The 12,920-nt window shown below is 71.4% G+C and carries 10 protein-coding genes and 1 pseudogene; 6 read left to right on the top strand and 5 right to left on the bottom strand.

From position 1 onward, the window contains the following. The first annotated feature begins 56 nt into the window (after positions 1–56). Entirely contained in the window at positions 57–2,432 is a 2,376-nt protein-coding gene (gene treY, locus ACIRHA_RS35985) for a malto-oligosyltrehalose synthase (protein ID WP_403854666.1), read from the top strand. On the opposite strand, the gene ACIRHA_RS35980 is transcribed toward treY, so the two are convergent. Beyond that, positions 2,350–3,546 carry an MFS transporter gene (locus tag ACIRHA_RS35980; RefSeq protein WP_403854663.1) on the bottom strand — a complete coding sequence of 399 codons (1,197 nt, stop codon included), beginning with the start codon at positions 3,544–3,546 and terminating at the stop codon, positions 2,350–2,352. The genes treY and ACIRHA_RS35980 overlap by 83 nt on opposite strands. A 118-nt stretch (positions 3,547–3,664) precedes the next feature. Between ACIRHA_RS35980 and ACIRHA_RS35975 the strand changes: the two genes are divergently transcribed. Both ACIRHA_RS35975 and ACIRHA_RS35970 read left to right on the top strand, forming a co-directional pair. Beyond that, the gene (locus ACIRHA_RS35975) at positions 3,665–4,528 is read left to right on the top strand and encodes a helix-turn-helix domain-containing protein (protein ID WP_403854661.1); all 864 of its coding nucleotides are present in this window, start codon (positions 3,665–3,667) and stop codon (positions 4,526–4,528) included. A gap of 134 nt (positions 4,529–4,662) precedes the next feature. Beyond that, on the top strand, positions 4,663–5,433 hold the full coding sequence (locus tag ACIRHA_RS35970; protein WP_403854658.1) for an oxidoreductase: 771 nt from the start codon (positions 4,663–4,665) through the stop codon (positions 5,431–5,433). Between the two features lie 192 nt (positions 5,434–5,625). Here ACIRHA_RS35970 and ACIRHA_RS35965 read toward each other — a convergent pair. The 3 genes and pseudogenes from ACIRHA_RS35965 to ACIRHA_RS35955 form a co-directional block, all read right to left on the bottom strand. Next, positions 5,626–6,508 (bottom strand): annotated as a pseudogene (locus tag ACIRHA_RS35965) (LysR family transcriptional regulator); the annotation flags it as partial. 152 nt (positions 6,509–6,660) lie between these two features. Next, on the bottom strand, positions 6,661–7,665 hold the full coding sequence (locus ACIRHA_RS35960) for an NADP-dependent oxidoreductase (RefSeq protein ID WP_403854655.1): 1,005 nt from the start codon (positions 7,663–7,665) through the stop codon (positions 6,661–6,663). 34 nt (positions 7,666–7,699) lie between these two features. Beyond that, positions 7,700–8,386 (bottom strand): SDR family oxidoreductase, encoded by a 687-nt coding sequence (locus ACIRHA_RS35955; RefSeq protein WP_403854652.1) that lies wholly within the window; start codon positions 8,384–8,386, stop codon positions 7,700–7,702. A 144-nt stretch (positions 8,387–8,530) separates the two neighbouring features. Here ACIRHA_RS35955 and ACIRHA_RS35950 point away from each other — a divergent pair, with 144 nt between their 5' ends. Further along, complete coding sequence (locus tag ACIRHA_RS35950; protein WP_403854650.1) at positions 8,531–9,112, top strand: TetR/AcrR family transcriptional regulator; 582 nt, start codon at positions 8,531–8,533, stop codon at positions 9,110–9,112. 88 nt (positions 9,113–9,200) lie between these two features. Here ACIRHA_RS35950 and ACIRHA_RS35945 read toward each other — a convergent pair whose 3' ends face one another. Then, on the bottom strand, positions 9,201–10,301 hold the full coding sequence (locus ACIRHA_RS35945; RefSeq protein ID WP_403854647.1) for a hypothetical protein: 1,101 nt from the start codon (positions 10,299–10,301) through the stop codon (positions 9,201–9,203). A 530-nt stretch (positions 10,302–10,831) separates the two neighbouring features. Here ACIRHA_RS35945 and ACIRHA_RS35940 point away from each other — a divergent pair. Further along, positions 10,832–11,839: an Lrp/AsnC family transcriptional regulator gene (locus ACIRHA_RS35940; protein WP_403854644.1), complete on the top strand. Its 1,008-nt coding sequence runs from the start codon at positions 10,832–10,834 to the stop codon at positions 11,837–11,839. 112 nt (positions 11,840–11,951) lie between these two features. Further along, entirely contained in the window at positions 11,952–12,905 is a 954-nt protein-coding gene (locus ACIRHA_RS35935) for a polysaccharide deacetylase (protein WP_403854641.1), read from the top strand. Positions 12,906–12,920: the final 15 nt, after the last annotated feature.

Raw genomic sequence — 12,920 nt, 5'->3', positions numbered from 1 at the left:
GGTCGCATCCTCGGTGCGGCGGCCCTCTGTTCCGGCCCGAAGGGAGCTTCCATCAGATGTCGCCCGTGACGCCGATGCCGACGACGCCCACGGCGACGTACCGGCTCCAGTTGCAACCGGACTTCGGGTTCGCCGAGGCCGCGGCAGCCGTACCGTATCTGGCCTCCCTGGGGGTATCGCACCTGCATCTGTCGCCGGTACTGGAGGCGGTGCCGGGTTCGACGCACGGCTACGACCTGGTCGACCACGCGCGCGTGCGCGCCGAGTTGGGCGGCGAGGAGGGCCTGCGGGACCTCGCCCGGACGGCGCGGGGGCACGGCCTGGGGCTCGTCGTGGACCTCGTGCCCAACCACATGGCGGCTGCCGTGTCGTACAACCGGCCACTGCGCGACGTACTGCGTGACGGCCCTTCGTCTCCGTATGCGCGCTGGTTCGACATCGACTGGGAGGCGCAGGGGGGCCGGGTGCTGCTGCCGGTCCTGGGCCGCCCTGTGGGCGAGGAACTGCCGCACTTGAAGGTGGACGGCGACGTACTGCGCTACTACGAGCACGCGTTCCCTCTGCGCGCGGGCACCAGCGGCCTGCCGTTGCCGCAGCTCCTCGATGCGCAGTGGTACCGCCTCGCGTGGTGGCGCCTCGCCCGCACCGAGCTCAACTACCGGCGCTTCTTCACGATTTCGGAGCTGATCGCCGTACGGGTGGAGGAGCCGGAGGTCTTCGAGGCGACGCACGGCACGGTGCTCGGGCTGCTGCGCGAGGGCGTCGTCGACGGGCTGCGAATCGACCACCCCGACGGGCTCACGGACCCGGGCGCCTACGTGCAGCGCCTGAGCGAGGCGGCCGGTGGCCGGTGGACCGTCGTCGAGAAGATCCTGGAGGACGGGGAGCGGTTGCCCGCCGCGTGGCCGGTGGCCGGCACCACCGGGTACGACGCCCTGCGGCACATCGACGGGCTGTTCACCGACCCGGCGGGAGCCGACCAACTCCTGGGCCTGTTCCGCCGGTTCACCGGGGTCGCGGCCGACCTGGGCGGGCACTGGCCCGCGACCGTGCGCCGCTGCGCCCACCGCGTCGTCACCCACGAACTGGCCGCCGAGGTGGACCGGCTGACGCGGGAGGCCGCCGCGCTGTGCGCCGAGGAGCCCCAGCTGCGCGACCACGCCCCCTGGGCGCTGCGTACGGCGCTGTGCGAGCTCTTGGTGCGGGTTCCGGTCTACCGACCGTACGCGACCGGAGGCGCGGCCCCCGACACGGTTCTGACGGCGGCCGCGGCCCGCGAGGCCAAGGCGGCGTTCGCGGTGGCCGAGGAGGCCCGCGCGGTCGACGCCGTACGGGAGTTGGCGCTGGGGCGGCGCGGTGCGAGTCCCGCGCACACGGCGTTCCGCGACCGGTTCGCGCAGACCGCGTCCGCGCTGCGGGCGAAATCGGTGGAGGACACGGCGTTCTACCGATTCACCCCGCTTCTGTCGGCGCTGGAGGTGGGCGGCTCACCCGGCGACCCCGCCGTGTCCGCGGAGGCGTTCCACGCGTTCTGCGCGCGCGTGCAGCGCGACTGGCCCTATACGTCGACGGTCCTTTCCACGCACGACACCAAGCGCAGCGCCGACGTACGCGCCGCGATCGCCGTCCTGACACAGTGCCCCGAACCTTGGGAGGCACTGCTCGCGGAGGTCACCGAGCACACCGCGCGCGGCGGCGGCGAGAGCTCCCCGGACCCCCAACTGGCGTGGGCCGCCTGGCAGACGGTGGCCGGGCTCGGACCCGCCGAACCGGCCCGCCTCGGAGGCGCGATGCTCAAGCACGCGCGCGAGGCGGGACTTTTCACGACCTGGACGGAGCAGAACGCGGACTACGAACGCGCGGTGCGGGACTTCGTGGCGTCCGGCCCGTGCGGCCCGCCCGGCCACGAGGTACTGCGCTTCATGGACGGCCTCGAACCCCATGTGCGGGCGAACATCCTGGGCGCGGCCCTCGTCCACCTGACGATGCCGGGCGTACCCGACCTCTACCAGGGCACGGAGCACGAGTACCGCGCGCTGGTGGACCCGGACAACCGGGCACCCGCCCGGCTCGCACCCAAGGAGCACAGCACCAAGGCGGAGCTCACCGGGTGCGTGCTGCGGCTGCGCCGCGCGCATCCCGAGTGGTTCGGCGGCGCGGCCACCTACGAACCGCTGCTCGCCGAAGGCCCCGGCGCGGCGCACTGCGTCGCCTACGCGCGCTCGGGCCGCGTGGTCGTGGCGGCGACCCGGCTCTCCTTGCGGCTCGCCGAGGCCGGCGGATGGCGGTCGACGGAGCTCGGGCTCCCCGAGGGCGAGTGGGTCGACCTGCTGGCCCCGGAACGGCGCTTCAGTGGGCAAGCGCGCGTGACGAAACTTTTCGAGCCTCTGCCTGTGGCGCTCCTGGTCCGCGCCGACGAAGCCGCCGGGTGAGCAGGAAGACGAGCAGTCCGAGCAGGGTCGTCGCGGCGCCGACCAGGGCCAGCACCGGGTAGCGGGTGGTGTGGCTCAGGACGAGACCGCCGGTCGCGGAGCCGAGGGCGACGCCCGCGTTGAACGAGGCGGCCGCGAGCGCGGAGACCAGGGCGGACGCCGCGCCGGCCACCTGAAGGACGTAGGACTGCAACGGGGGCACCATGCCGAAGCCCGCCCCGCCGAGCAGGACCAGCAGCACCAGCACGGCCGGCAGGACCGGGCCGAGCACCGCGAGCGCCAGCAGCCCGGCGACCAGGACGGCGAGGATGACGACCACCGTGCGGGTCACCGAGCGGTCGGCGTAGTGGCCGCCGAGGGCGTTGCCCGCGATCAGGCCCGCGCCGAACAGGAGCAGCAGCCAGGTGACGGAGCCGGCGGACACCCCGGTGACGGTGGTCAGGTACGGGGCGATGTAGGTGTAGACGACGAACAGGCCGCCGTAACCGAGCGCGATGGCGAGAAACGAGACCCACAGAGTTCCGCTGCGCAGGACGGCGAAGCCGCGGTCCTCGTGCCCGCCGCCCGTGGGCGTACCGGGCAGCAGCAGCCACAGTGCGAGGGCGCCGGCGGCGGCGAGGCCCGAGACGACCCAGAAGGCGGACTCCCAGCCGGCCGCGCGCCCGACGACATTGCCGATGGGGACACCGATCACGTTGGAGACGGTGAATCCGGTGAAGACCACCGCGATGGCCATGGCGCGTCGGTTGGGGGCGACCATCCCGCCGGCGAGGGTGATCGCGACTCCGAGGAACCCGCCGAGCATCGCGCCGGCGAGGGCGCGGAAGACGGACACCAGGAGCAGGCTGCCGGCGAGGGCTGTGGCGGCGTTGGCGACGAGGAAGACGAGGGCCAGGCCGCTCACGAGGGGCTTGCGGGGGAGGCGGAGGGTGGCGGCGGCGACGAGCGGGCCGCCGATCATCGCGCCGAGCGCGAAGCTGGTGGTCACCCAGCCCGCCTGGGACACGGAGACCCCGAGATCATCGCTGATGAGGGGCAGCAGACCGTTGGGCAGGAGTTCCGCCGTCCCCAGGGCGAAGGCGGTCAGGGCGAGAGCGAGGATCGGTACAGGCATGCCGTCGATCGTGGAAGAAGCCCAGGTCAGCTACCAGATCCGGATCTTTGCTGCCCTCGCGAAGGGTGGCACAACCAGGGATATGGTCGCGTACGGGCACACCCTCTACGGTTGATATATGAACGATCCCGGTGATCTGGCGGTATTCCTCCGGGCGAAGCGCGCCGCACTGCCGCCGGAGGCGACCCCCATGAACGGTTTCGGGGTCCGCCGACGCGTGCCCGGACTGCGGCGCGAAGAGGTGGCGCAGCTGGCCGGTGTCAGCGTCACGTACTACACACGCCTGGAGCAGGGGCACAGCCGGCGCGCCTCCGACGAGGTGCTGCTGGCCCTGGCCCGGGCGCTGCAGCTGTCCGTCACCGAGACCGAACACCTGCTGGACCTCGCGCGCACCCCGCGCTCCTCCGCGGCTGTCGCGGACGCCGGTCCGGAAACCGTCAGCCCGAACGCGCAGACCCTGCTGACTCTGGTCGCCGAGCGCCCCGCGATCGTCCTCGGCCGCCGCAACGACGTCCTGGCCTGGAACAGGCTCGGGCACGCGCTGATCGCCCCGCATCTGCCCGCCGAGGCCCCCGCGCACCCGGAGGCCCGGCCGTCCCTGCCCCGCCTGCTCTTCCTCGACCCGCGGGCCCGCGCCCTGTACCGGGACTGGCACCAGGAGGCGGCGGACTACGTCGCCTACCTGCGTCTGATCAGCGGGAAGCACCCGGACGACGAGGCTTTGACCCGCATGGTCGGCGAGCTGTGCGTCCGCGACGACGCCTTCGCCGAACTGTGGGCCTCGGGCCGCGTCGGTGAATGCGTCGCCGGTACGAAGCGCATGACCCATCCCGGCGCCGGAGACATCACCGTCGACTTCCAGCTCTGGGCCCAGGCGGACCGCCCCGACCAGCGCGTGGAGATCTACGAACTGCGCGACGACCCGGACGGGACGCGGACCCGGGCGCTGCTCGATGAGCCCGCGGTGCATGTGGCCCTGTAGGGACATCCGAATCCGAAGCAGGGAAGGCGGCAAGGCGCCATAGGAACCCCCTATGGCGCCTGCTGCTATTTCGTCTTTGCTCTCCTTGGTTTCCCGGTCGTAGCGTGAATCACGAAATCGAGAGGACCGGTGGAATGACCACAATGGAGAATGGCTCGGCAATGCGAGAACTCGCGGGAAAGCGTGCCCTGGTCACGGGTGGTACACGGGGAATCGGCGCGGCGGTCGTGCGACAGCTCGTGAACGCGGGCGCGGAGGTGCTCACGACCGCCAGGTCGAAGCCGAGCGACGTGCCGGAAGGCGCCGCCTTCGTCGAGGCCGACGTACGGACACGGGACGGAGTGCGGGCGCTCGCCGAGGCCGCGCAGCAGGCGCTCGGCGGGGTGGACATCCTGGTCAACAACGCGGGCGGAGCGCTCCCCTTCCCGAGCGCCCTGGCCATCCCCGACGAGGAGTGGCAGGACCAACTCGACCTGAACTACCTGGCGTCGGTGCGGCTGGACGCGCTGCTGACCCCCGGAATGCGTGAGCGGCGGACGGGCGCGGTCGTGCACGTCTCCTCGGCCGCCGTCCCCGCCACGGCGCCGCCGTTCCTGCACTACACCGCGGCGAAGGCGGCGTTGCAGAACTACAGCAGGGGACTGGCCCTGGAACTGGCCCCGTTCGGGGTCCGGGTCAACGCCGTGTCGCCCGGCAGGACCGCCACCCCCGGCGGCGAGGCGACGCGGGAGCAGTGGTCGCGCCTGAACGAGGGACCGGGCCAGGACAACACCGCCCCTCCGCTGGGCCGCGACGGCCGGCCCGACGACATCGCCGACGCGGTGCTGTTCCTCGTGTCGGACCGGGCGAGCTGGCTGACCGGAAGGAACCTCACCGTGGACGGCGGTGAATTCCCCGTGGGGTGACGCCGGGAACTCAGAGCGCGGGGAGTTCGGCCGAAGAATTGAGGACAGAGGCCTCGGCCCGAGAATTGAGGACCGAGGCCCCGGTCGGAGAATTGAGGACCGAGGCCCCGGCCCGAGAATTGAGGACTGAGGCCCCGGTCGAAGAATTGGCGGGTGAGGGTCCGGAAATGAAGGACGGCTCCCGGGGATACGCGAATCCGCTGTGATACCAGGTCTCTTGACGCAGAAAGTCGAGCAGGGCCAATTCCGCCGGACCGGCGCCGGGCCGGATCGCGGCGATGGTGGGCATGGAAACGGCGGGGGAGACGGGGCGTGTCAGGTGCTCGAACCCCGGAGGCACCGCGGACGTGGGGACGAGCGTCACGCCCAGCCCGTGGGCGGCCCAGCGCACCGCCGTCGACGTCTGGGAGACACGGGCGACGGTCGCCGGGGCCAGCTCGTTGTCCCGGAGTACGTCCCGCAGCACGCCGTCGAGGGCGCTGCCCTGGTCGAACCTGATCCAGGGCGCCCGCGCCACCTCGCGCAGCTCGACCCGGTCCGCGGAGAGCTGCGCGTGCTCGGGGCTCAGCACCACGACGAACTCCTCGTCGCCGAGGTGGTGGCCCTCGTAGATGCCCTCCCTGCACGGCCCCGCCATCAGGCCGACGTCCACCGCGCCCCGGCGCGCGAGGCGTTCCAGGTCGGCGGGGTTCGCCTCCTCGAACACGGTGATCTCCAGCCGCGGGAAACGGCGGCGCAACGCGCTCAGCGCGCCCGGCAGTTGGCGTGTGCCGAGGCCCATCTGCGCCGCGACGACCAGCTCGCCCTCCAGGTCGTCGGCGCCGGCCCGCGCCGTCGCCTCGGCCCGCCGGGCCGCCCGCACCGCGACCTCCGCGTCCCGCAGGAACGCGCGGCCGATCGCGGTGGGCACCAGGCCGGTCGGCGTGCGGGCGAACAGGGCCACGCCGAGTTCCCGCTCCAGACCGCGGATCTGCTGGGACACCGACGGCTGGGCGACGCGCAGCCGCTCGGCCGCCGCCGTCACCGAGCCCTCCTCGGCGACGGCCAAGGCGTATTCGAACCGGCGCAGACTCATGGGCTCCCGCTCCCTCCCCGGGCGGCTCCTGGTCCACCCCGTGGTCCTCGTCGACAACCCGGTTCCGGTGGGGGAGATTCCCGAGGGAGCGGGAAGGGGGGTGCGGGAGGGGTGCGCGGCAAGGGTGCGGGAGGCGCAGGCACTGGGAGCTCTCACTCCATCGTGACGACGACCTTTCCGGTCTTGGCGCGACCCTTCTCGACGTATTCCATGGCCTCGCGAGTCCGCTCGAAGGGGAAGACACGGTCGACGACGGGGCGGATCTCTCCGGCGTCGACGAGCCGGGTGATGTCGCGCAGTTGGTCGCCGCTCGCCTTCATGAACAGGAACGAGTACGTCACGCCCCGGCGCTTGGCGTGGCGGCGGGTCTTGAGACTCAGCGCCTTCATCGCCTGCCGCAGGAGTGGGTTCGCGCCCAGTTCCCTGGCGAAGTCCGCGTCGGGCGGCCCGGCGAGGCTGATGACCGTTCCGCCGGGCTTGAGGACGCGCAAGGACTTCTCCAGGGTTTCGCCGCCGCGGGTGTCCAGGACCGTGTCGTAGCCGTCGAGGAGTTCCTCGAAGTCCTGGGTGCGGTAGTCGATGACGACGTCCGCGCCGAGGTCCTTGACGAGGTCGGTGTTGGCCGCGCTCGCGGTGGTGGCCACGTGTGCGCCCAATTGCCGGGCGAGCTGGAGGGCGATCGTGCCAACCCCGCCGGAGCCCCCGTGGATCAGCACCTTCTGGCCCGGCCGGACCCGTGCCTTCTCGACCAGCGCCTGCCATGAGGTGAGGGCCACCAGCGGGAGGGAGGCGGCCTCCGTCATGGTGAGTGAGGCCGGCTTGAGGGCCAGGTTGTCCTGGTGGACGGCGATGAGTTCGGCGAACGCGCCGATACGGTCCTTGTCGGGCCGCGCGAAGACCTCGTCGCCCACCGAGAATTGGGTGACGGCGGAGCCGACCCGGACTACCACTCCGGCGAAGTCGTTGCCCAGGACGAGAGGCGGACGGTACGGCAGGATCCGCTTGAAATCGCCGTCGCGGATCCTGGAGTCCAGCGGGTTGACGCTCGCCGCGTGGATCCGCACGAGCACGTCGGTGGCGCCGACCCGCGGGTCCGGGGTCTCGGTGACACGACCGCCGTCCTCGGCGCCGTACCGCTCGATCACGAAAGCCTTCATCGTCGTCTCGCTCTCCTGTCGCGTTCGGTGCGGCTCACGCCGCGTTCGGCGACGCGGCCAGGCTCTGCTTCACGTACCGGGTGGTCTCGTCGGCGAGGATCTCCGGCAGGCCCGACTCGACGCCGGTCAGGGCCTGGGCGGCGACATCGGCCGGGTCGGCCTTCTCGTCTGCCGGGACGGCCGCGGCCATGTCGGTGTCCATGTATCCGACGTACAGCCCCGACACCGTGATGCCGCGGGGTGCCAGCTCCTCCCGGATCGCGTCCGTCAGCGCCCAGCCGGCGGCCTTCGCCGCGGCGTAGGAGCCGAGTCCCGCCGGGTGCAGCCAGGACAGGACCGACAGCACGTTGAGCACGGCGCCGCCGCCGTTGCCCTCGATGACCGGAGTGAAGGCGCGGGTCACGGCGAGCGTTCCGAAGAAGTTGGTGTCCATCTCCAGGCGCACCGCGTCCGTGCTGCCCGCGATCAACGGCGTACCGGTGGAGATGCCGGCGTTGTTCACGAGCAGCGTCGCGCCGGAGGCGGTGCGGGCCGCCTCCCGGATCGACTCCTCGTCCGTCACGTCGAGCCGCAGCGGTACGACGCCCGGAAGGTCCACCGTTTCGGGGCGGCGGGCCGCCGCGTACACCGTCGCCCCGCGCTCCACGAGCTGGGCGGCCAGATGCCGGCCGAGCCCTCGGTTGGCGCCGGTGACCACCGCGACCGCGTCTTTCAGTTCCATGACCACTCCCAGCGTTGCGGCCGCGTGCGAGCGGCCTTCGTAAATTAGATTACGGCAACAATCTAAGCACTGGTCTAGGATAGATGCCAGTCGACATCCAAACGGTCGACTCCACACAGTCGACATCCGAACGGGAGGTGGCCGATGGGCCGCGTATCGCAGGCGCAGGCGGAGGAGAACCGTCGACGGGTCGTGGACACCGCGTCCCGCCTGTTCCGGGAGCAGGGGACCCACGTCAGCGTCGCCGACCTCATGAAGGCGGCAGGGCTGACCCACGGCGGTTTCTACAAGCAGTTCGCCTCCAAAGAGGCGCTCGTCGACGAGGCCACCTCCCACGCCTTCGACGAACTCACCCGGCACCACGAGGAAGGGCTCGAGCGGTACGGCGGGCAGCGCGCCGCCGCCCAGCGCGCGCTGATCGACACCTATCTGTCGCCCGAGCACCGCGACAGTCCCGGGGAGGGGTGTCCCGTCGCCGCGCTCGCCACCGACATGGCACGCGAGGGCGGGGACCACGAGGCCCGCCGGGTCTACACCGAGGGCGTGGGCGACTTCGCCGAATGGCTCACAACCGACGACCAGGACGGCCTCACCCGGCTGTGCACCATGCTCGGCGCGCTCGTCCTTTCCCGGGCCACGAGTGGCTCGCCGCTGTCGGACGAGATCCTTGCCACCGCGCGCGCCGCGCTGACGACGACCGGTACGGGGGGCGACTCCGAGGGGTGAGAGATCGGCGGTGTCCGGCCGCGGCCCGCGGCCACCAAGACTTCGGCAACCGCGGGCCTCGTACGGGAAGCCGGCTCGGGTTGCCGGCTCAGTGGCGCCGGGTGCGGGCGCGGCGCGTCGCGAGTACGGCGCCCGTGCCGAGGGCGGCGAAGGCGAGGCCGATCGCGGCCAGGAGGCCGGTGCGCGGAGCTCCGGTGTCCGCCAGTTGGTCACTGGGGTCGCGGTGGGGAGTCGATGGTGTGCTCGTCGTGGGCGCGGGGGTGACGGAGGGGCCTGGGGCTGTGGGGCTGGGGGTGGGTGATGCGGTGTCCGTCGGGTCGGTCGTCGGTGAGTCCGTCGGCGAGTCCGTCGCTTCGGTCGTTGGTGTGTCTGTGATCTCCACACCGGGCGTGGGGCTCGCGGTGTTCGGGGTCACCGCGGTAGTGGTGCAGGAGTGGTTGTCGGTGGTGACCGTCTCCCGGCTGCCGGTGTACACGTCGGCGCAGTTGGGGATGACGGTGCCGGCCGGGACGTCGTCGTGGGCGTGGACTCTGACGGTGAAGGTGTGTTCCTCGCCGGGGGCGAGGGTGTGCAGAGGGCACGTGATGGTGGTGCCGCTGGGCGGGCATTCGGAGGGGAGGTCCTGGATGTCGAGGTCGAGACCGTCGGTGTTGTCCTCGACGGTGACGTCGACGGCGTCGGAGGGGCCTTCGTTGGTCACGGTGAAGGTGTAGTCGTAACTGCCGTCGGGATCGACGGTGGCGGGTCCGGTCTTGGTGAGCTTCACGTTGGTCTGCGTCTGCGCGATGGTGATGGTCTGCGCCTCGGCGCTCTGGGCGTCGCTGCTGGAGGCCGTGGCGTGATTGACGATGTTCGTGCCGTCCGTGGTGGACGGGTCGACGGTCACGGGGATCTCGTAAGTGGCCGAGGCTCCGGGCGCCAGGTCGGTCCCGGAGCCGCCGCAGGTCACGGTGGAGCCGGAGGCGGTGCAGCTGCCGGGGAGGCCTTCGCCCGTGCTCAGGTGAGAGTCGAGGTTGTCGGTGACGGTGACGTCGTGGGCGCTCTCGTCGCCGGTGTTGGTCACGACCAGGGTGTAGACACCCTTGCCGCCCACCGTGAGCGGATCGGGGGCCACGGTCTTCTCCAGCCGGAGCGGCCCGGCCGCGCGCGGTGCGCGTTCCTGCGGTGACGCGGACGCGGCGGCGGACATAGGGGCAGCGGGGGAGGGGCCTGCCACGGCGGGGCCGGCGGCGCCGGCTGCCACCACCGTGGCAACGGCGAGCCACGCTGTGCGTTGCGGCACACGTCCGGCGGATTTGGTGGGTGACGTGCCGTCAGAATGCAGCAAATCAGTAGAAAAGGCCATTTTCGGATAATAAGAGTCAAGGGTTGGTGAGGCGGTGAGGCCGGTGGGTCGTGTCGGCTGAGCCGGGCCGGTGTCGCTGCCGCCTTTCATGGCGCTCAACTGGGCGATGGAGTAACCGAGTTGATGTCCGTTGCAGCCCGCGGAGGCCCCTGGGCCAGTCAACGGCAGCCCGCTGGCGGCACCGGCGGCGGTCGTGGTGTTTTCCTGCACCGCAGTGGCGAAATCCTTCATCGGTATTCCTCCACGCGTAAGGGACGGAACCGCGTTCCGCGCTTCCGCCGCCCAGACCGCCGTGCGGGATTACGCTGCGATGACCTGCGAAAACGCAGAATTTCGCCATTGACGGCCGGAATGCCGCTGGTTAACTTCAACGCATGACCCAGGAAGCCCCCGTGGGCGCCATCGACGAGCTGGACCGCCGTGTCATCGCGGCGCTCCAGCTCAACGGTCGTGCCTCGTGGAGCGCGATCGCCCGGAGGGTGGGCGCCAGTGAAACCACCGCCCAGCGGCGCTACACCGCCATGCGCGAGCGGGGACTGCTGCGGGTCACCGGCACTCTGGAACTGGACCGGACGCGCGAGGGCTCCTCCATGCTGGTCCGGGTGCAGGCCCGGCCGGGGCGCGGGCTCGAGGCCGCGGCCCGGTTCGCGGACAGTCCCGACGTCCGCTTCGTGGCGGTCGTCACCGGGTCCGCCGACCTCATCGTCGACTTCGTTGCGCGTGACAACGAGGAGATGATGCGGATGCTCTTCACCGACCTGCCCGCCGCCGACCTCATCACGAGCACCGAGGCGGCCCCCGTCATCCGGGCGTTCACCAGGGCGGGAAGGTGGGACACCGGACTGCTGCCGCCCGCGGCGGTCGCCGATCTGCGTCCCGATCCGTCGCCGTCCTGGCACGACCGCCCCGGCAGGGACCGGGCGCCACAAGCGCTGACCCCGCTCGAGCAGGAGATCGCGGCGGCGCTGCGGGAGGACGGTCGGGTCCAGGTGAGCGTGCTCGCCCGCCGCCTGAAGCACGCGCAGTCCAGCGTCGCGCGCGCGATGGACCGGCTCATCTCGCGAGGCATCCTGCAGTTCCGTACGCTCGTCGACCCCAAACTCCTGGGATTCGACGCGGAGTTCATGGTGTGGCTCTCCATCGAGCCGGATCAGCTGGACGTCGCGGGCCAGCAGCTCGCGAAGCATCCGGGGACGAAATTCGTCAGCGCGGCAACCGGACGCTTCAACCTCGTTGGGCATGTGGTGCTGCCCCGTCGCGCGGATCTGTTCCCCTACACCAGGGACGTCATCGGGGCATTGCCCGGACTCATCGCCTCCGATGTGACCCTGCACCTCGTCACCATGAAGTACTCCTGGCACCAACTGGTCCGTCCCGCCTGAGCCGGGTCAACGGGGCCAGGCCTTCGCGTCAGCGCACCGTCGCGCGCCGCGGCTTCGAACATCCGAGAACAGCCGATTCCTCCAGTCCCCTCACCCCTCCCGTGGAGTCGTCATGCCATCAGAAGACCTCAACCTGCCCACAGAGAGCTGGCGTTGGTCCGAGACCACATGGCGCGGGCACGTCGACGCCGTGCGCGCCGGACGGCGCCTGGTGCCCGACCGCTGGCCCGGAGGAGCCCGCGTCGCCGTGGCCCTGTCGTTCGACTCCGACCACGAGACGATCCCGCTGCGCGACGGCGAGACCAGTCCCGGGCGGCTGGCGCAGGGCGAGTACGGTGCGCGCGCGGGCGCTCCGCGGATCCTCGATCTACTGGCGCGCTACCGGGTTCCGGCCACCTTCTTCATGCCGGCCGTCTCCGCGCTGCTCCATCCCCAAGAGGCCCGTGCCTACACCAAGGACGGCCACGAACTGGCCGTGCACGGCTGGATCCACGAGCGGAACATGCTTCTGGAGCGGTCCGACGAGCGGGAGCTGACCGCCCGTGCCCTGGACGCCCTCACGACGGTGACCGGTCGGCGCCCCGTCGGGATCCGCACCCCCTCCTGGGACTTCTCCGACTCCACCCTCGACATCATGCTCGAGCTCGGATTCGCGTACGACTCCTCGCTGATGGCCGACGACGAGCCCTACGAGATCGTCGCCGCGGGCCGGCCCACCGGCCTCGTCGAGATACCCGTCGACTGGATCCGTGACGACGCGCCGTACTTCACGATGGACCGCTACGGATCCGTCCGCCCGCACAGCCGGCCCCGCGACGTCGGGGAGATCTGGCGGGACGAATTCGACGCCGCCCACCGGGACGGCGGCGTCTTCCAACTCACCCTGCACCCGCACGTCATCGGACACCGCTCGCGCCTGGTGGTGCTGCGCGAACTGCTCGACCACATCGCTTCCCACCGCGACGTCTGGTTCGCCACCCACGCACAACTGGCCGACACCGTCCGCACCTTGATGGACAGCACGACCGACTCCCGTCCCGCCCACGAGGCCCCGGAGCACACGTGATGAACACCGGATCCG

The sequence above is a fragment of the Streptomyces sp. NPDC102360 genome (assembly GCF_044766085.1).
Classification (GTDB): Bacteria; Actinomycetota; Actinomycetes; order Streptomycetales; family Streptomycetaceae; genus Streptomyces.
This window is presented reverse-complemented; position numbering and strand designations above follow the sequence as displayed.